This window comes from Acidobacteriota bacterium (genome assembly GCA_040754075.1).
Lineage (GTDB): Bacteria > Acidobacteriota > Blastocatellia > UBA7656 > UBA7656 > JBFMDH01.
The window spans coordinates 180,529-200,683 of record JBFMDH010000006.1; the positions used below are offsets into that span (position 1 = coordinate 180,529).

At 49.4% G+C, this 20,155-nt stretch carries 18 protein-coding genes; 16 read left to right on the top strand and 2 right to left on the bottom strand.

Annotated features, from left to right (window positions below; all coding sequences use genetic code 11):
* Positions 1-105 precede the first annotated feature (105 nt).
* The 15 genes from mfd to AB1757_09060 all read left to right on the top strand — a co-directional run bounded on the left by mfd (position 106) and on the right by AB1757_09060 (position 18,255).
* Positions 106-3,969 (top strand): transcription-repair coupling factor, encoded by a 3,864-nt coding sequence (gene mfd / locus AB1757_08990; GenBank protein MEW6127161.1) that lies wholly within the window; start codon positions 106-108, stop codon positions 3,967-3,969.
* Positions 3,970-3,992: 23 nt separating this feature from the next.
* Entirely contained in the window at positions 3,993-4,919 is a 927-nt protein-coding gene (locus AB1757_08995) for a peptidylprolyl isomerase (protein MEW6127162.1), read from the top strand.
* Positions 4,920-5,087: 168 nt separating this feature from the next.
* The gene (locus tag AB1757_09000; protein ID MEW6127163.1) at positions 5,088-6,128 is read left to right on the top strand and encodes a peptidyl-prolyl cis-trans isomerase; all 1,041 of its coding nucleotides are present in this window, start codon (positions 5,088-5,090) and stop codon (positions 6,126-6,128) included.
* 264 nt (positions 6,129-6,392) lie between these two features.
* The gene (locus tag AB1757_09005) at positions 6,393-6,635 is read left to right on the top strand and encodes a hypothetical protein (protein MEW6127164.1); all 243 of its coding nucleotides are present in this window, start codon (positions 6,393-6,395) and stop codon (positions 6,633-6,635) included.
* Positions 6,636-6,673: 38 nt separating this feature from the next.
* The gene (locus tag AB1757_09010; GenBank protein ID MEW6127165.1) at positions 6,674-7,036 is read left to right on the top strand and encodes a PIN domain-containing protein; all 363 of its coding nucleotides are present in this window, start codon (positions 6,674-6,676) and stop codon (positions 7,034-7,036) included.
* 34 nt (positions 7,037-7,070) lie between these two features.
* The gene (locus tag AB1757_09015) at positions 7,071-8,078 is read left to right on the top strand and encodes an NADP-dependent oxidoreductase (protein MEW6127166.1); all 1,008 of its coding nucleotides are present in this window, start codon (positions 7,071-7,073) and stop codon (positions 8,076-8,078) included.
* Positions 8,079-8,084: 6 nt separating this feature from the next.
* Positions 8,085-8,378: a hypothetical protein gene (locus AB1757_09020; GenBank protein MEW6127167.1), complete on the top strand. Its 294-nt coding sequence runs from the start codon at positions 8,085-8,087 to the stop codon at positions 8,376-8,378.
* Position 8,379: 1 nt separating this feature from the next.
* Positions 8,380-8,658, top strand: a complete 279-nt coding sequence (locus AB1757_09025; GenBank protein ID MEW6127168.1) for an RNA-binding S4 domain-containing protein — start codon at positions 8,380-8,382, stop codon at positions 8,656-8,658.
* A gap of 344 nt (positions 8,659-9,002) precedes the next feature.
* On the top strand, positions 9,003-11,468 hold the full coding sequence (locus tag AB1757_09030; protein MEW6127169.1) for a glycogen/starch/alpha-glucan phosphorylase: 2,466 nt from the start codon (positions 9,003-9,005) through the stop codon (positions 11,466-11,468).
* Between the two features lie 194 nt (positions 11,469-11,662).
* Positions 11,663-12,295 (top strand): hypothetical protein, encoded by a 633-nt coding sequence (locus tag AB1757_09035; protein ID MEW6127170.1) that lies wholly within the window; start codon positions 11,663-11,665, stop codon positions 12,293-12,295.
* A gap of 46 nt (positions 12,296-12,341) precedes the next feature.
* Positions 12,342-13,349, top strand: coding sequence for a hypothetical protein (locus tag AB1757_09040; protein ID MEW6127171.1), 1,008 nt, complete (start codon positions 12,342-12,344; stop codon positions 13,347-13,349).
* A 54-nt stretch (positions 13,350-13,403) separates the two neighbouring features.
* Positions 13,404-16,688 (top strand): CHAT domain-containing tetratricopeptide repeat protein, encoded by a 3,285-nt coding sequence (locus AB1757_09045; GenBank protein MEW6127172.1) that lies wholly within the window; start codon positions 13,404-13,406, stop codon positions 16,686-16,688.
* 177 nt (positions 16,689-16,865) lie between these two features.
* Positions 16,866-17,150, top strand: coding sequence for a hypothetical protein (locus AB1757_09050; protein ID MEW6127173.1), 285 nt, complete (start codon positions 16,866-16,868; stop codon positions 17,148-17,150).
* Positions 17,151-17,267: 117 nt separating this feature from the next.
* Positions 17,268-17,681: a hypothetical protein gene (locus AB1757_09055; protein MEW6127174.1), complete on the top strand. Its 414-nt coding sequence runs from the start codon at positions 17,268-17,270 to the stop codon at positions 17,679-17,681.
* Positions 17,682-17,805: 124 nt separating this feature from the next.
* Positions 17,806-18,255: a hypothetical protein gene (locus AB1757_09060; GenBank protein ID MEW6127175.1), complete on the top strand. Its 450-nt coding sequence runs from the start codon at positions 17,806-17,808 to the stop codon at positions 18,253-18,255.
* A 39-nt stretch (positions 18,256-18,294) separates the two neighbouring features.
* Here the strand turns inward: AB1757_09060 and AB1757_09065 are convergent, their stop codons facing one another.
* Together AB1757_09065 and AB1757_09070 are read right to left on the bottom strand one after the other, a co-directional pair.
* Positions 18,295-19,098, bottom strand: coding sequence for a hypothetical protein (locus AB1757_09065; protein MEW6127176.1), 804 nt, complete (start codon positions 19,096-19,098; stop codon positions 18,295-18,297).
* A 7-nt stretch (positions 19,099-19,105) separates the two neighbouring features.
* Positions 19,106-19,603 carry a hypothetical protein gene (locus AB1757_09070; protein MEW6127177.1) on the bottom strand — a complete coding sequence of 166 codons (498 nt, stop codon included), beginning with the start codon at positions 19,601-19,603 and terminating at the stop codon, positions 19,106-19,108.
* A gap of 81 nt (positions 19,604-19,684) precedes the next feature.
* Between AB1757_09070 and AB1757_09075 the strand changes: the two genes are divergently transcribed.
* Positions 19,685-20,104, top strand: a complete 420-nt coding sequence (locus AB1757_09075; protein ID MEW6127178.1) for a thioesterase family protein — start codon at positions 19,685-19,687, stop codon at positions 20,102-20,104.
* Positions 20,105-20,155: the final 51 nt, after the last annotated feature.

The following is a 20,155-nucleotide window of genomic DNA, read 5'->3' on the forward strand; positions in this document are numbered from 1 at the left end:
TCAACTGTTTGGATGAAACCGCTCCTTTTCGCTTCTTAATTCTGCTTTTATTGACACGCAATTTTGCGTAGTCATTTCTTTGCTTGCTACAATCCTTAATCAATTATGTCCGTCAGCACTGCCCAGGAAAATTATTACCGGGAAATTTTTTCCGCCTTACTTGAAAGCGAGGCGCTCAAGGAAATCGCCGCAGAATTCGGTAAAGGTGGGCGTGCGCTTGTCGTTTCGGGGCTTACGGGAAGCGCCAAAGCCTTAATCATTGCGGCAATCGAAAAACAGTTGAATCGTCGCATCGTTTTCATCACCCGCTCGAATCGCGAAATTGAAGACACCCTTCCCGATATGGATTTTTTTTACTGCGCCTTAAACGGACTTGAGGCGCACGCGGGCAAGGTTTGCGCCATCCCCGCGCTTGAAAACGACCCCTATGACGGAACTTCGCCGCACGCCGAAGTTCTCGAACAGCGCACCCTCGCTTTGCATCAGGCATACGAAGGCACCGCGCGAATCCTGCTCACTTCGATTGATGCGCTTGCCGAACGCACGATTGCGCCAAACCAATTGAAAGCTTCAAGCATCGAGCTTCGCCTCGGCGAAGATATGCCGCCCGAACTGATCGTTGATTTGCTCATCTCAAGCGGCTATGTGCGCCAGGAACCGGTCGGCGCAGTCGGCGAATTCAGTTTGCGCGGCGGCATCCTCGATATTTTTTCGCCGGCGCATGACGCGCCGCATCGCATTGAATTTTTCGGCGACACGGTTGATTCGATACGCGAATTTGACGCCGACACGCAACGCTCAACCGGCAAACGCTCAGAAACCCGCATCGTTCCCATGCGCGAACTCTCGGTGCGCCGCGAAGAGTTCATCGCGTGGGCGCAAGCCGCGCAAAAACACTGGAAGGATGAACGCTTCCGGCGTGATTTACGTTTGCGCGTCGCGCACGCTGAACGCGGCGAAGCCTTCGAGGGCTGGGAATATCTGTTGCCGCTCACACGCCCGCTCACCGCCTCGGCATTCGATTATTTCAAAGATGCGTTGCTCATCATCGACGAACCGACGGACATCGAAAAACGCGCCTCCGAACTTTATAAACATCTGCACGAACGATTCGCTCAAGCCGATGAGGTCGGTGAAATCGCCCTTGCGCCCGACCAATTATTTTTAAGCCCGGAAGAACTCCGCGAAAAGTTTGCTTCAACATCGCGCCTCGAACTGCGCCTGCTCGGACGCGCCGCCGCAACCACCGACGAACGATTCCGCATTGATGGATTTGGTCTCGGTCAGGATACAGGATTCAGGAGTCAGGATTCAGAAACAGGAAGTCAGAAGTCAGAAGTCAGGAATCAGGATTCAGGATTCAGAAGTCAGAATGATAACGACCTGATCATCACCGCTGAGGCATCATCCAGTCCAACAACAGAAACTCAGTCCGCCGAAACATCATCCAGTCCAACAGCAACTCAGTCCTCAGTCCTCAGTCCTCAGTCCTCATCACTTGCGTCTGACGCCAGACCGCTGTTTTGGTTCACGATTACCGACGAAACGCCCGATATTTCGATCATTGCGCGCTCGCCGCGTCGCTACTATGGGCGCGTCGTTGAATTGTCGCGCGATTTGCAGGAAGAGTTACAGAATCGCCTGACGGTTTTCGTGATGCCAAGCCTGGGGCTTGCCGAACGCACCGTGGAAATGCTTGGTGAGTATCAAATCACCCTGCAGTTATTGCCATCACTTAATGCGCAAACGCCTATTGTCACAAGTCGCATCGCTACGGTTGGCAAAATCAGCAACGGATTTTCGCTGCCATTTGCCAACCTCACCTTCTTTACTGAAAGCGATGTCTTCGGTGAAGTCGAGCGCGCGGCGCAACAGCGCCAACTGCCGAAGCGCGCCCGCAAACAACGCAAAGCCTCAGCATTTCTTTCCGACCTCGGTGATTTAAAAGTTAGCGATTATGTGGTTCACGTTGACCACGGCATCGGGCAATTTCAAGGCTTGTTGCAAATCGCGACTGCCGGAACTCCGACCGGCAATGTCGCCGCAGGCATTCAAAGAACGGCAAACGCGGTGCGCGAATTTATGCTGCTGACATTTGCCGAAGGCGCGAAACTCTATGTGCCGGTTGAACGCCTGGATTTGGTGCAACGCTATTCGGCGGGCGACGGGCATAAACCGCAACTCGATAAACTCGGCGGCATCGGCTGGCAAAAAGCCAAAGCCAAAGTCAAACGCGCCATGCAGGACATGGCTGAAGCGTTGTTGAAACTTTATGCTGAACGCAAGCTCGTCAAAGGTCATACTTATGGCAGCGATACGCCCTGGCAAAAAGAGTTTGAAGATGCCTTTGAATATCAACTGACGTCTGACCAGGAAACCGCTATCGAAGATGTGAAGACAGACATGGAACGCGCCGAACCGGCTGACCGTTTGATTGTCGGCGATGTCGGGTACGGCAAGACGGAAGTGGCAATGAGAGCCGCTTTCAAGGCGGTGATGGAAAACAAACAGGTCGCCGTTCTCGCGCCAACGACGGTCTTAACCTTTCAACATTTCAAAACTTTTCAAGCGCGGTTCGCGGCTTTTCCCGTGCGCATCGATATGCTTTCGCGGTTCAGAACGACCAAAGAGCAAAAGGCAACGATTAAAGCCATCGACGAAGGTCGCGTTGACATCATCATCGGGACACACCGGTTACTATCGAAAGATGTGAAGTTCAAAGATTTGGGACTGTTGATTGTTGACGAAGAACAACGTTTCGGCGTCGCCCATAAAGAGCGCATCAAGCAGATGCGTAAAAAAGTTGATGTGCTGGCGATGTCGGCGACGCCGATTCCCCGCACTTTGAATATGTCGCTTGCGGGGCTTCGTGATATGTCGATTATTGAAACGCCGCCGCGCGACCGACTGGCGATTCAAACTCACGTCGTGCCGTTTTCCGACAACGTCGTCCGCAGCGCCATCGAACTCGAATTGCAACGCGGCGGGCAGGCGTTTTTTGTTCATAATCGCGTCGAAACCATTTATGCCATTGGTGAGCTATTGACTCGTCTGGTTCCCGAAGCGCGCATTGGCGTCGGTCACGGGCAGATGGGCGAAAAAGCGTTGGAAGATGTGATTATGAAATTCGTGCGGCACGAATTGGATGTACTGGTGGCGACCACGATTATCGAAAATGGCATTGATATACCGCTGGCGAACACCATCATTATCAACCGCGCAGATAATTATGGACTGTCGCAACTCTATCAACTGCGCGGGCGCGTCGGTCGCTCGAATCGTCGCGCTTATGCATATCTATTGATTCCCGGCGAAGACGCGCTCACGGAGATTGCCCGCAAACGACTCGCGGCGATTCGCGAATTTTCCGATTTGGGCGCGGGCTTTCGCATCGCTGCGCTTGATTTGGAACTGCGCGGCGCAGGAAATTTATTAGGTGGTCAACAATCCGGTCACATCAACGCCGTCGGCTTTGATTTGTACACCCAGATGTTGGAACGCGCGGTGCGCGAACTCAAAGGGCAACCGATTGAAGACGAAACCTCGGCGGCAATCAATCTCGGCGTAGACATTCGCATCCCCGAAGATTTCATTTACGACATGAGCCAAAGGCTGCGCACCTATAAACGCATCTCGTCTTCCGAAAATGATGAAGAGTTGGCAGACATTCACGCAGAGATTCAAGACCGGTATGGCGCGATTCCTGAATCGGTCGAAAATTTATTCGAGTACGCCAGACTGCGTCGTGAAGCGTCGCGCCTGGCGGTGGTTTCGATTGATCGCGAAGGCGAACGCCTGGCGGTGAAGTTTTCCGACAAGGCAAAAGTTGACCCGGAAAAATTGATTAATATGGTCTCAAGCGGTACGGCGACCTTTACGCCATCAGGGGTTTTGAAAGTGAACCTGCGAGCCGCAACCGATGCCGGGATTTTTGCCGAAGTCCGCGAGTTGCTTAGCGGATTGCATTGAACGTATCATTAACCTCTTTCAACATGACTCGACGCTCCCTTTTAATTCTATTTATATTCGCCCTGGTTTTTGTCGGGTGTCGCAAAAAGACCGACCATACACCGGTCATTGCCAGTGTGAATGGCAGCGAGGTGCAGCTTGGCGAATTCAATCGCTTCATCGCTTCCAGGCTCGGTGACCTCTCAAATGATGAAATGTCGGAAGCCTTGCGCTCGCAACTGCTCGATGAACTCATCACCCGGCGCGTGATCATCGAAGCCGCAGAAAATGCCAAACTCGAAATCAGCGACAGTGAAATCGTGCAGACGATGCAGGACGACCCGCAGAAAAAATCTGCGACCCTTGATGATGAGAGTCGTCAAGGATTGGCAAACGATTTGTTGATTGAAAAATATTACAAGCAGAAAATCCTCAAAGATGTGCGTGTCACGCCCGAAGAAATCGAAGCGTACATCGAAAAGAACAAAGACCGTTTGACCGATAAACCGGGCTTTTATGTGCGTGAGATTCGCGTGCAAACCCGCGAAGAAGCCGAACGCATTCGCAGTGAAGCCATCGCAGGCAAAACCGATTTCGCCGACTTGGTGCGCCAGTATTCACAAGGCGCGCGCGCCGAACAGGGCGGACTCACGCATTACGATGAAGGGCAGATGCCCGCCGTATTGGAGAGCGCCATTCGCCCGCTTCGCCCCGGCGACATTTCGGCAGTCGTGCAATCCAATTATGGTTTTCACATTTTCAAACTCGAACAACGCACCCAGGTCTATGCGCCTGAAACCCGGCGGTCGGTGTTGGATAAACGCCGCGAGATGCTCGGCGAAGAATTGATTTCGCGCCGCAATCAGGAAGCCGTCGACGTAGCCGTCGATAAATTGATGACAGCGGCAAAGGTCAAAATCAACAACGCCGCATTGGGCTTCACTTATTCAGGCAGGTTCAGGCAGAATTAGTCTTTAACAGCCAGCCCGAAGCAGTTAATTGCGGATTGCGAAATGCGGATTGCGGATTGAATGCAGAAGTTGCTTTTTAATCGGCATTCTTGAAATGAAGTAATCAGATAATGATAATTCGCATTTCGCAATCCACAATCCGCAATTTACAGAGAGGTTTTAAGGTTTATGAAGTTTATTATTGGAAGCTTACTATTTTTAAGCTTGTTTATGCTCCCGACCCGCGTCAGCGCACAGGAACCGGAACTGGTTACCGAAATCGTCGCGCGCGTCAACAACGATATTATCACCCGCGCCGATTATTTAGCCGCCGTGGAAGAATTCAGAATTCAACTGACCAAAGAATTGCGCGACCGGGGTAAGAGCGATGCCGAAATCGAGGCTGAATTTCAAAAGCTCAAACCGACGATTCTCGACATTTTGATTGATGACATCCTGGTTGAACAGAAAGCCAAAGAACTCGGCGCCAATGTTGAAAACGAACTCAACCAGCAATGGACGGAGATTGCCAAAAATAACAAATTTCCCAGCGTACTTGATTTTGAAAACGCCTTAAAACAACAGGGCAATGACCCGGAGGCAATTCGCGCTTCGCTTCGTAAACGTCTGCTTCAACAATTTGTGATGAATCAGGAAATTTTTGGGCAGATTTATCGCGACCTGACCGAAAAACAGAAACGCGAATATTACGACAAGCACAAAGAGGAATTCACCACACCGATTGAAGTAACGATTTCGGAAATCTTTTTACCGCTCGAAAATCAAACCGCTTCGGAAGTCGAACAACGCGCCCGGCGCATCGTTGCAGAGCTTCGCGCCGGCAAGAATTTCGTTGAAGCCGTGCAAGCCTATTCCGGCGCGACGCGACCGACTCGCGCATTGAATGGCAAACTCGGCACTTTCAAGTTGACGAAAGACAGCGGTCTTCGCCCCGACCTGGAAGCGGCAATTAAAGACCTGAAAACCGGCGAAATCACCGAACCGCTCCGGCAACAGGATGGTTTTCAAATCATTCGCGTCGATGAACGCAAAGAGGCGACGACGATTCCTTACAGTGACCCGCAAGTGCAACGTTATGTCGCACAGGCAGCGACCATGGAACGCGCTGACGATGCCCGTAAAAAATATTTGAAGAAGTTGCGCGATGAAGCTTTTATCGAAATCAATAAAAGTTATGTCGTCGCTGTAGAGAAGAAAGCGACGAACTGATGCAGAGGGGAGAAGGGGAAAGATTGCATATTCTTCCCTTCTTCCTCTCTCCCATTTGCGCGGTCTCCCTTTCTCAATTGCCTGCTTTCATTGTCTTGCCGTTTTATGCGCGACTGTTCTGGCCGATAATTCGCTTCAATCCTTCTTTATCCAACTTTTTCGATAAACCGATGCTCAAGGATTTTCGCGCCGCGCGTATGGAGTAATAGCTTTCACTTTGGGATTACATTACAATTTGGGCATTAAAACGTCAGGAGTATAGTGATGAATGTTGAACAAACCTTGTTAGAAAAGTTCCGAATTCTACCAACGGAAAAGCAATTAGAGGCTTTGGATTTCGTTGAGTTTCTTGAACAGAAAACCAGACAGAAACAACCGCGCCGCAGTTCGCTAGGGATATGTGCAAACTTGCCAATCAACATCACCGCCGAAGAGATTGACGAAGCGAGGCGTGAGATGTGGAAAAATTTTCCGCGAGAAGAATTTTACGAAGAGGATAGACAATGAGCGCGGTAGTTGCCGATACTCACGCGCTCATCTGATATGTGTTAAATGCGCCTGATCTATCGGTTGATGCGCGCCATGCGATGCAAGCCGCAGCAATTGCGGGGGACTCGGTTTATGTGCCCGCCATTTCACTTGCAGAAATTCTCTACCTGATTGAAAAAGGGCGATTCCTGCAAAACTTATTAACCCAAATATTAAAATCCGTCGCTGACCCGCTTGCTGAACTAAAGGTGATTCCTTTTGATGAACATATCGCACAGGCAATGCAGCAAATTCCCCGCCCGGTGGTTCCTGAAATGCCCGATAGAATAATTGCCGCGACAGCGCTCTTTCTTGATTTGCCATTAGTGACCCGCGACCATAAGATTCAATCGGTCAAGTTAATTAAAACCATTTGGTAGGCTTTATCACATTTCTACAAGGAGATTATTTCCAATGACTGCACGAATGAATCATCAATGGTTACTGGTTTCGCGTCCCGTAGGAAATTTCAAAGAATCGGATTTCAAATGGCATGAAGAACCTGTGCCTGAACTCGAAGACGGGCAATTTTTAATTCGCAACATTTATTTATCGCTTGACCCGACTAACCGCATCTGGGCAACTGAGCGGGATAGTTACCTGCCGCCGGTGGCGCTTGGCAGTGTCATGCGCGGCGGCACCATCGGCGCAGTTGAAGATTCAAAAAATTCCAATTTTCCGGTCGGCACATATGTTCAGGGGTTGCTCGGCTGGCAGGAGTACGCCGTCAGCGACGGGCAAGGAGTGAATCTGTTGCCGGTCAACCCGGCGATTCCGCTCACGGCTTATATGGGACTTTTCGGGCACATCGGCATGACTGCGTATTTCGGATTACTCGATGTCGGTCAACCTAAGCCCGGCGAAACCCTTGTGGTATCGGGCGCGGCGGGCGCGACGGGGTCGCTGGTCGGACAAATCGGTAAAATCGTCGGTTGTCGCGTCGTCGGCATTGCCGGAAGCGATGACAAATGCCGTTGGCTTACCGATGAACTGGGCTTTGATGCGGCAATCAATTACAAAACCGAAGACGTGGAGGCGAGTTTGAAGAAACATTGCCCGAACGGCATTGATGTCTATTTTGAAAATGTCGGCGGCAAAATTCTCGATGCGGTGCTCGGTTTGATTAATAACTACGCGCGCATTTCGTTGTGCGGGCTGATTTCAACTTATAACGCGACCGAACCGGTTCCGGGTCCCTATAATTTCGCGAATATTTTGACGCGCCGCGCCCGCGTGCAAGGTTTTATTGTGCTGGATTATGCGCCGCGCGCTCAGGAATGTTTTGCCGACCTCGGCAAATGGTTGATGGAAGGCAAACTCAAATACCGCGTTGATGAAGTCGAAGGTTTAGAGAACGCGCCCACCGCTATCAACAAACTCTTCACCGGAGCCAACACCGGAAAGCTGGTGGTGAAGATTTAAAAGGTGATGCAAAAATTTCGTGTTTTAATCAATGGCGAAAATTTCTTAATAGAAGTTGAAGACAAACTTCAAAAGATGGGCTTTTTTGTCACGCGCATAATCGAAGCTGCATCTATGGAAGAGGCTGAAATTCTTGCCATTGATTTGCTCAAACAGGATGCGCGGTTGAAAGCAATCGTTCGTAACCAATCTGATGATCCGCCTATGCTCTACATTGAAGAGAAAGAAGAAATTCAAAGCGGGGATTTAAACAACATCAACAACACCGGTTTCAGTTGGTATTCTTGCGACAAAAAGTAGTATGCGTCTTGATTTATTTTTAAAACAGAGTCGGTTGGTTTTGCGGCGCACCGTCGCGCAACAGCTTTGTGAAGCGGGCGCGGTTACGGTCAATGATGCGCCCGCTAAAAGTTCGCGTGAAGTGCGCGTTGGCGATAAATTATCGGTGAAATATCACGGCAAAATTACCACCATTCGTGTCTTACAACTCCCCACCAAACAAATGCCCAAATCACAAACGGCGTCGCTTTTTGAAATTCTTGGCATCGAAACTTACGAGGAAGACCTCTTTGGTGAGTGAGCAAAATCAAACTCGAAACCCGCGTTTGGCATGCCCCACTCAATGCTTAAAAGGGTAGCGCCATAAAGTAAGCCGCGCCTTTGGAGCGCGGTAACTCGTTACCGCTTTTGTGTTCGGAAAAGCTATTGAAAGTTGCGCGGCGTTGCGAGAGAGTTAGTATGAATTCAAAAGCTGCGACAAGTCGCAGCACTCCAAATGAGAAGCCTTCGTTTTAATGGCATTCGACATTTCCCATTTTCGCTTGAAAGCAAACGGCGTTGGATGATGCCGCGTGGCTGTGCTAGAGTTTCAAACTTTCATAAACCAATTTCTTCCATGTAATCGATACGGAGCAGTAAATATTGATGCTTAGTGAAAAAACTATCGCGATAGATAACTCGGTGGATGGATTTGAGAATTCCCTGATTCGTCACGCCCGTTATTTAATCGGCAAAGAGTGGCAAGACCTTTCCGGCTATGAACGCTTTCAGGTGGTGGCAATGAGCGTGCGCGACCGTCTGGTTGACCGCATGATTGAAACCAAACAACGTTATAAACAATCCGACGCCAAACGCCTCTATTACCTCTCGATGGAATTTCTGATGGGGCGGCTCTTGGGCAATAACCTCATCAACCTCGGCGTGATGGAAGCCTGCCGCGAAGCCTTGATTCGTTATGGCGTTGACCTCGAAGAGGTGCGCGAAGAAGAACCCGACGCGGCGCTCGGCAACGGTGGTCTCGGCAGACTCGCCGCCTGTTTTCTGGATTCACTCGCCACGCTTAACATGCCCGGTTACGGGTACGGCATCAATTACGAATATGGCCTCTTCAAACAGGAAATCAAAAACGGCTATCAAAAAGAGGAGCCTGACCACTGGCTGGTGTACGGCACGCCCTGGGAAATTCGTCGCCCCGATGAATCCTGTTTTATCCCTGTGTATGGGCGCATCGATGGTGCCCAAGGCAACGAATTTCAATACGAACCCAACTGGGTCGATACCAAACTCATCATCGGAGTGCCGCACGATATGCCGATCATCGGTTATGGTGGAAGCACGGTGAATTTTCTGCGGCTCTATTCGGGGCGTTCGTCGCAGGAATTCGATATGGAAATTTTCAACGGCGGCGATTACCTGAAAGCTGTCGAACAGAAAATCACTTCGGAAACCATCTCGAAAGTTCTCTACCCGTCGGATTCGGTGCGGTCGGGTCGCGAACTGCGCCTGTTGCAGGAATATTTTCTCGTCGCCTGTGCCATCAGTGACATCGTGCGCCGTTATGAAAAAGACCACGACAGTTTCGAGCCGTTCGCTTCCAAAATCGCCATTCAGTTGAACGACACTCACCCGGCGCTGGCGATTGCCGAACTGATGCGCGTGCTCATTGACGAAAAGCATTTGCAATGGGACGACGCCTGGGAAATCACCGTCGGAACCTGCGGCTATACCAATCACACCTTGATGGCTGAAGCCCTGGAAAAATGGCCCGTGTCATTGATTGAAAATGTGATTCCCCGCCATATGCACATCATTCGCGAAATCAATCGCCGCCTGTTGCAAAAAGTCGTAAGCGTTTTCCCGAACGATTATGAACGCTTGCAGCGTATGACCATCATCACCGACGATGGCGAAGCGCAGGTGCGCATGGCGCATCTGTCGATTGTCGGCAGCCACTCGGTAAACGGGGTTTCCGAATTGCATTCCAATCTTGTAAAAACCTCGCTGGTGCCGGATTTTTACGAACTCACGCCGGAAAAATTCAACAACAAAACCAATGGCGTCACCCAACGCCGCTGGTTGAAACTGGCAAACCCACTGCTTGCCAATTTAATTTCCAGAACCATCGGCGACCGCTGGATTACCGAACTCGATGAACTGCGCGAACTCGAACAATATGCCGAAACCGAACAATTCCAGCAGGAATTTCGCGCCATCAAACGCGCCAATAAAGTGCAGCTTGCCAAGGTCATCAAAGCGACCAATCAAGTGGTGGTCGATCCCGATTCGATTTTCGACGTGCAGGTCAAACGCATACACGAATACAAACGCCAGTTGCTCAACTGCATGCACATCATTCACGAATATTTCGGCATCGTTGAAGAGAATCGTTACCCGGCAGTTCCCCGCACTTACATTTTTGCGGGCAAAGCTGCTCCCGGTTACTGGGCGGCAAAACAGATTATTAAATTGATTAACAATGTCGCGCACACGATTAACAATGACCCGCGCGCCAATGAATTTATGAAGGTCGTGTTTATGCCCGATTATCGCGTGTCGCTTGCCGAAAAAATCATCCCGGCGGCAGACCTGAGCGAACAGATTTCAACCGCGGGAATGGAAGCCTCGGGAACCGGCAACATGAAATTTGCGATGAACGGGGCGCTGACGATGGGCACGCTTGACGGCGCAAACATTGAAATCCGCGAAGAGGTTGGCGAAGAAAATATTTTTATCTTTGGTCTGACGGCGCAAGAGATTCAAGCCATGCGCCAGACCAATTCTTATAATCCCTGGGATTATTATTATCGCGACGAGCGATTGAAACGGGTGATGGATGCGCTCAACTCGAATCGTTTTTGCCCCGATGAACAGGGGCTGTTCACCTGGATGTTTTACGCGATTTTAAGTTACGGCGACAATTATTTTCTGCTTGCCGATTTGCCTTCGTATATTGAAACTCAGGAACGCGCCAGCGCCGAATTTTTAGACAGCGAAACCTGGACGCGCAAAGCGATATTGAATGTGGCGCGCACCGGCAAATTTTCAAGCGACCGCACGATTCTGGAATACGCCAGAGAAATCTGGAACCTCAAACGTTACATGACAAATTAATTTCAAGTTTGTCCTATCAACCGATTTGGGCTTCTCACTGGAATTGGCGAGAAGCCAATTTTTTTGGACGTCATTCAGACTCTCGGTTCAATAAACCAACCACTCTGGCATTGACAATGCCTTAGCCTCTGCTCTTTCATTCACTGTAAAAGTTTCCGTGGCGATGTATGGCGTTTCGATAGCGAGGGGCGGTGATGGAATCAACAACCCCAAAGGCAGAGTCGAAAAAAAACTGGTCGCTCTCGCACCATTCCTTTGGCAAATTACTTGACTGGTTTGATGAAGGCGAGGATTCGGGCGGCAAAACTTATCTGGAAATGCGACATAAACTGGTCGCCTATTTTGACCGCAAAAATTGTCTTGCACCCGATGAACTCGCGGATGAAACCTTGAATCGTGTAGCCCGCCGGCTTGAAGAAGAGGGCGCAATCACCGACGCGACGCCCGCTCATTATTGTTACATCGTTGCAAAATTCGTTTTTCTCGAATATCTAAGAAGCGCGCAACATCAGCAGGCGAATCTGGATGAAACGAATTTCAATGAACGCCAGACCCTCAATCCGCACACGGAAAATGAATGGCGCGAAAGGCGTGAGGAAAATGAACGACGGCTTGAGTGTCTGGAAAGTTGTTTGCAAAAGTTAAATGCCGATGAGCGCCAATGGATTACCGAATATTATCAGGGTGAGCGCCGCGCCAAAATTGACAACCGGCGAACCCTTGCCGAAAAACTCGGCATCAGCGTCAATGCTTTGAGTATACGCGCCTGTCGCCTGCGCAACCGTCTGGAAACCTGTGTTAAAAAATGTTTGAGTAAATTTCAATGAAATAGTTTTGCGGTTTTGTCTTATTAAAACAGGAGAATTCTTTTAAGTGAACCAAGCGAAATACGACGACCAGTTACTCACCAACTATCTGCTCGGACGGCTCTCTGCGGAAGAGACCGAGCGCTTGGACGAGTTGAGTTTTACTGACGAAGATTTCCATTGGGCATTGCAAGCCGTTGAAAATGATTTAATCGACGATTATGCACAGGGCAAGCTCTCCGGCAAAACGCTTGAAAGATTCAAGGCTTATCTGGCATCCGCGAAACGCCGTGACAAAGTCGCCTTTGCGCAAAGCCTGCAAAGTTTACCTGCGCTTCAGGAAGCAACGAAAAAAAAACAACCTGCCGGGCAAGCGGTTTCTGACATTCCACTCGCACTAAAAAAAGGCTGGTTGTGGAATTTTTTCAATTCCCCGTCCATGTTGCGGCTCGGTTTTGCGGCGGCGGTCATGCTGCTAATCGCGCTTGGCAGTTGGTTGACCTTCGATAATCTCCGTTTGCGCAATCAAGCGCGACAACTGCAAGCGGAAAGCGATAATCGGCAAAAGCGTGAACTAGCATTGCAAGCCGAATTAGCCCGCGAGCGGTCATTGAATTCTGAAAACAATACCGAGCTTGAAAATTTGCGCGATAAAATTGCCGTGCTTGAAAGCCGTGAATCACCCGCCAATCAAAACGCCAAGAGTCCCGAATCAAATCCCCCCGTTGAGTTGAGCATTTTTCCGTTTACCCTTGCTCCCCAACTGCGCGGCGCAGGGCAACTGACGACGATTACCATTCCCGCAAAGACGGATTATGTGAGCGCGCGGCTTGAGCTTGAAACCAGCGAGTTTGCATTTTATCGCGCCGAGTTGAAATCATTAGCCAGTAATCAACCGTTCTGGAAAAGCGCGAAATTGAAGACCAGAACCATTGGCAACCGCAAGGTGGTCGTCCTCAGTTTACGCTCGGCATTACTCAAAGCGGAAAGTTATGTTATAAACCTTTTCGGCATCACTCCCACCAGCGATGCGGAAATCATCGGCAGTTATCCGTTCAAAATAATCAAACAATAAATATCAGTTTCAGTCACCCGTGCTAAGCCTTTGAATTCAATCAAGGAGCCGGAAATGTCGCTTCACAATCATCCGCATGATTATGCAGCTTTCAGTTCTCGAAATAAGCAATGGCGCTATCTGCTGCTTCTGATTTTTCTTTTGTACACCGTTGCGCCGGTCTTCGCCCGGCAACCGGCAGCGGGATTTAACCCTCCGACGAATCGTTTTCAAGATGCCACAACGCTTGAATTAGCCACCCTGATTGAACGCGAAATCGCGCCCCTACAATCACACATTTATCAACTTTCTCTGGCTCAAGCGCAGTTCGCCAGTTTCGCTATTAAACAAACCGGCATTGATATTGCGATTACGGTCTTGGCGGCGGATGGCAAACAATTACTGAAAGTTGTACCGCAAAGTGGCGTATCCGACATCGAAATTTTTTCAATCATTGCGGAAACTTCAGGAGTGTATCGGCTGGTTGTGCAACCAACCCCGAAAGCTTTAAAAGCCGGTCGTTACGCCATCAAACTGGAAGCCTTGCGGGCGGCAACCGAAAAAGACCGGAGTCTGCAAGAAGCTGGCAGCTTGAACACCGAAGTTCAAAAATTGATGGCAGCAAAAAAATACGATGAGGCGTTACCGCTTGCCGAAAAAGCGGCTGAGCTTTTTGAAAAACAACTCGGCGCGGAAAATTCCAGTCTGGCAACCGCGCTCAATAACCTCGGTGAAATCCATCGCGCCAGAGGCGATTATGATTTAGCCGAACCGTTCCTGAAAAAATCGCTGGAAATTTACGAAAAAATTTACGGCGCAGATAAATATGCTGTCGGCATCGCCACCAATAACTTTGCGTTTTTGTACTATAGCAAAGGCGAATACGCAAAAGCCGAAAGGCTTTTTCAACGCGCTTTGCAGATTTATGAAAAAACCCTGGGCGCAGAACATCCCGACCTCATCAGCGTACTCAATAACCTCGCCGCGCTTTATTATGACCAGGGCGATTACGCGCGCTCTGAGTTGCTATTGCAACGCGCTTTGGCAATCCGGCAAAAACAAGCGAAACCCAATGACCCGGGCATTGCCTCGGCGATGAATAATCTTGCGGTGCTGTTGTTCAACAAAGCTGACTATGTAAAGGCAGAAGAATTATTTCAACAGGCGCTGGAAATTTATCAATCCGCCTTGGGCGAACATCCTCTGGTTGCCAACATCTTGAACAATCTCGCCGGGCTGTATCGCGCCAAGGGTGAATTCGATAAAGCCGAAACCTTTTTGCAACGCGCCCTGGAAATGCTCAAAAAAAATCCCGGCGAAAACAGTCCGAGTTTCGCTATCTCGCTCGATAATCTGGCGACGGTTTATCAGGTGAGAGGCGAATACAACAAAGCCGAAGGGTTGACGCAACGGGCGCTGGCGATATTCGAGAAAGCGCCAGGGCAGGAGTTGCGCCTGGCTTCGGCGCTTAATAATCTGGGGGAGCTTTATCGTCGTAAACAGGAGTACGAAAAAGCCGAAATCTTTTTGCAGCGCGCCCTCTCGCTTCGCGAAAAAAGAATCGGAATCAATCACCCGGATGTCGCAATTGTGCTCGGTAATCTGGCTTCGCTTTACGCTGCAAAAAACGATTTCGCTAAGGCGCTGGCGTATCGCAAAAGATATCTGGCGGTCAGAGAGAATAATTTATCAGCGAATATCGATACGGGTTCAGAGCGCCAGAAACTCGCTTACCTCAAATCACTTGCCAGTGATTTAAACACCCTGATTTCGTTACACCTTCAATCCCTGCCGCAATCCGACGAAGCTAAAACTACGGCACTCACGCTCATTCTAAACCGCAAAGGGCGAACCCTGGATGCCATGATTGATAGTCTCGCGGCGTTGCGCCGACGCGCTTTGCCGGAAGACCGGCATTTGATTGACCAACTTTCTGAAACCCGAACCCGATTGGCGACGCTTACCTTGCGAGGTCCCGGCAGAGAAGGTTTGGAAAAACACCAGCAGGTTCTCAAATTGCTTGAAGACCGCCGTGAACAACTGGAAGACCGGATGAGCCGACAAAGCGCTGAGTTTCGCGCTCAAACTCAAGCCGTCACCCTCGATGCGGTTCGCGCGTTGATTCCGGCAAATGCCGCGCTCGTTGAGTTCATCATTTACCGTCCGTTTAGTTTCAAGCCTTCGCAAAATAAACCGGCAAGCGAACCGCGCTATGTCGCCTACGTTTTGCGACAACAAGGTGACGTGCAATGGCGCGAACTCGGTGCAGTGAAAACTATTGACGCGGCAATCGAACAATGGCGTCAGGGTCTGCGCGACCCGAAACAGAAAGCCATTGAACAACACGCCCGCCTGGTTGATGAACTGGTCATGCAACCGGTTCGCGCGTTGCTTGGCGACGCGCAACATCTGCTCATTTCGCCCGATGGGGCATTCAACCTTATCCCTTTTGAAGCCCTGGTTGATGAACAAAAACATTTTCTGGTCGAACGTTATTCGTTCAGTTATTTAACCAGCGGACGCGACCTGTTGCGTTTACAAATTGCCCGGCAAAGTCACAACGCACCTTTGCTGATCGCCAATCCCGCGTTCGGAAATCGCGAACCCGTAGCCTTAGCCGAAACCGCTGCGCCGCTTGCAAAGAATTTGCGCAAACGGCAGACCATCAACACCGGCGCGGAAATGTCCGACATCTTTTTTGTTGAATTGCCGAGCGCCGAGCGCGAAGCCAAAACCATCAAAGCGTTATTTCCCGAAGCCGTTTTATTGACCGGAACGCAAGCAACCGAACCGGCGCTGAAAAGCGCAATCGCGCCCACTATTTTGCACATTGCCACGCATGGTTTTTTTCTTAATGACACAAGCGAGGCTAACCCTGATGATACGGCTGAACCTCGCCGGTCAATTAATGCCAGTGCCAAAATCGAAAACCCGTTGTTGCGTTCGGGTCTAGCCCTGGCTGGAGCCAATCAGTTTACAGACCGAGGCGACGATGGAATTTTAACCGCGCTGGAAGCGACGGGCTTGAATCTCTGGGGAACCCGATTGGTCACGCTTTCAGCTTGTGATACGGGAGTTGGCGAAATCAAAAACGGCGAAGGGGTATACGGACTGCGCCGGGCTTTTGTGATTGCCGGAGCCGAAACTTTAATGATGAGTTTGTGGGCAGTCAGTGATTACGCCACCCGCGAATTGATGAGCGCATACTATAAAAATTTGCAACGCGGGTTGAGTCGCGCCGAGGCGCTCAGACAAATTCAACTGGCGATGATTAAACGTCCCGAACGTCGGCATCCGTTTTACTGGGCGAGTTTCATTCAATCGGGCGAATGGGCGAGTCTTGATGGTAAATCAAGGTAATCAGAATTTTTTTAAATCCCGCATCAACTCTTTCCCGGAACCAGTTCTTTCATTCTTCCGCTCTTAATGCCTCGCAGTTGAAATTTTTTTGAAAGATTTTTGTTGTTCCATCTTATATGGGTGAGAGGCGCAGTCGTTTAAACCTCGAACACACTATCGAACGGAGAAATGGCAACAATGACAAAATCAACGATGTGGGCAGTATCGCCTGATGCTGCAAGCAGTGAAACGTTAATCACCACCAACAGCAGAATTCAGCGACTGGAATCCCGCTTGTCCTATCTGGAAGCGCAAATCCCCAACAGTATTTTATTGAGCCATAAATTCTGGCGCAGAGCTTTCGCGGTTTTCGGTCATCAATTCTGCGCGGCGCTGGCAATTTATAGCGTTCTGCTCGTCGTGGCTCTTTTAATTGGCATCGTTTTCACCATTCTCGGCGCGCTGATGAGCCAGCAGTTCTAATGCAAGTTGAAATGGTTTTCCCGAAATTGCTCATCAGAGTGAAAGCACAACTAAAACGCGGAGAGAAAATTCATTCTCTCGCAATACCTCTTAATCAGAAAGAAAGGAGAAACATCAATGTTTGACTACAGCGTGCATTTATCACTGGGCGTCTCGGCAGATTACTTTGCGCCCTCGACTTATAAAGCTGGCGGTTGGGCACAAGGGGTTATATTCAAGACAGGGTTTAAGGGCGAGAATGAAATCATTGATTTTATTAACGACCTAATCAATGCAAAGTCCATAACGTTCTCGATACCCGGTGAAGGGGCTAAATGGCCTGGCAGAAAAGCGCAACTTATCAGGCTCTCAAAAACACGCCCGGCGCCGGAATCAGGCGATGCCTCTGCATTTCTGCAAATTTGGTATGTGATTTCCGGGAAGGGGCATTTCATCACCAAATTGCAACTCGATCCCATCGAAGTGATTTCCATACCCAATTCAAATTTCAGTATGTACACCATCATCGCTGACAAAATCTATATACGCTAACCGCATAAGGACGGAAGTTTTTCCATTACCCTGGCAGCAATTGAAGCTCTCCCCTCTTCAAAACGCCAACATCCGTTAAGAAGCGATGATGAATGTGAGAGTTGAATAAAAAGGAGAGTAAACCATGTTGAGAAAAATATTACGGGTGATTGCCATACTGGGTTTTTTAGGCAGTGTGGCATCGGGCAGTCTGGCAATTTACGTTTGGTTGACGCCAGGCGATGAACAAAAACTTTATGACCGGAAATCGCGTGAAGCGCTAGAGAAATTGCAAAAAGCCGAAGTCGCCAGAGGCACGGCTGCCGAAGTCAAACTCCGTCAGGAAGCCAAAGAAGCGATGGATAGCGCGAATGTCTGGGGGCGCGGCGCAAGAGAACGCCAGGCAACCAATCGGCTGGCAGTTTTTGCCTGCGCCGGTGCGGCGATTTTCAGCTTCATCATTTTTTTGCTGACGTTCATCAAACGCCAACCATCTATGGCGAATATTCAACCTGATGCCTGGAATAACCATCCATCAAATCCTTATACAAGTGGACAGGCAAGTTTTGACAATCGCCAACCGCCGCAGCGTTGAGCAGGCACTGTTTACGACCAGATTTTAACTTTAAAAACTTCACCTATCTGAAGTGATATTTTGAGGTTTCGCGGGTCTTTCGGAAATCACTTCGGCTTCGATGATTTCGTCATCTTCGTCGGTCGCTTCGGTCACCGCCTGAAGCAAGCGGCGACGTTCACCCGGCGAGAGTTTATGCCGTTCAATGAAAATCCGGTAAAGCAACTCTTCGGCTTGATCAACCGGCGGCGCAATCAGATAAAGCCCAATGATGTAGAGCATCAGCGCAGCAAACGCCAGGTAGCCAGTCGCACTTGCAAAGGTTTCAAAATCCAGTGCGCCAAGCGAAGCGGTTTGCATCAGTTTTTGCAAAATGGCTTTGCCAAGTGAATCACTAGGCGCAAACCAATCGGCAAGCAAAAGATATTTCAACAGAAACGATGCGCCTAAAACAACGGCGAGACTTTTTACCAGGCGTGGCGGATTAAAGACCACAAAAAGGTTGTTGAAAAAAATCAAAAAGTAAAAAAGATTGAAGCAAAAATTCAACAGTCCGCGTTCGGGTGTCACTAAATTGAAAACCTGAGCGGTGGCAAAATAGAGGCTCAAAAGAAAAATCCCGCCCGATAAATTTTCCGTTAGTCCCAGACGTTCGCCGACGCGCTCGCGTAAATTCACCAGCCCGCCGCGAATGAATAAGACCATTGCGAATGCCGCAAGAATCAAGGTTATCAGTTGCGGGGCAAGGAATCTGAGTTCATTGCCCTCAACCGCAATGCGCATCCCACCCGCAAGTGCCACGGTTAAAAACAGCAGCGGTGTGATGAGATAGTTGAACACATCTTTAGTTTCAGGTTTTTGCATGGGTTGCTCACTTTTTACTTTTGAACCAGTTGAACGGATTGAAATCCGATGGGGTGACGGCTAACCCTTCGTGAAATCGCGCCCGCAATTCACCGGCATTTTTGATTTCAAAATCGGCGCGGTCAATGACAAAAATATTATTCGGGGCGACGGCTAAGCATTTATCAATCGCCGCAAGCCCCTGTCTGAATAGTTCATCATCATCGGAAATTCTGCCGCGCCCCAAGAGGTAATAACCATAGGCGATATAAAATTGCGTTAACGCATCACGCTGAGCCGGGTCAGCCAGTTTGAATTGCGCGATGGCAACCTCGTAATGTCCGGTATTGAATTGTTTCAATGCTTCATCAAAATTTTCCTGCTTGACGGAATAAATGTTCGCTTCGACAGCGGCTTGAGTTTTGATTTCGGCAAAGCTGCGCGGCTGGCGCACATATAACCAGATGATGACTATGCTATAGACAATTGCCACGATGATACCGATGATTTGGGTGATTCGTTTCACGTTGCTTTGATGCCTCCACCGTCGTTACAGTTTTATTCGCATTTCAGAATTCATTTTGTCTGAGAAGGAAATAAGACGGCAATGCACAAAAAATTTACCATTGAAGAGCATGTTCGCTGGTCGGATATTGATCGCGCCGGAATTATTTATTACGGGCAGTTTTTACGGTTTTTTGAAATTGCCGAAACCGAACTTTTTCGCGCCGTCGGTCTGGCTTATGGCGAAACTTTTGACCGACTGGATATCTGGTTGCCGCGTGTGCAGATTCATTTCGATTTCAAAAAGCCGCTGGTGCTTGATGATTTGATTGAAGTGTCGGCATATGTCGGCAGGTTCGGCAGCAAATCATTGACGCTTAATTTTGAAGTGAATAAAAAAGGCGAGACCGATTTCGTCGCCGAAGGTCACATTGTGCTCGCCTGCGTATCGCGTTCGACGTTTAAATCCATACCTGTGCCCGATGAAATCCGCGAACGCCTGCATCCTTTTCTCGCCGGTTGATGTCCGATTACTGACAGCTTTGGTTTTTTCATCTTTGAATTCAACTACCTG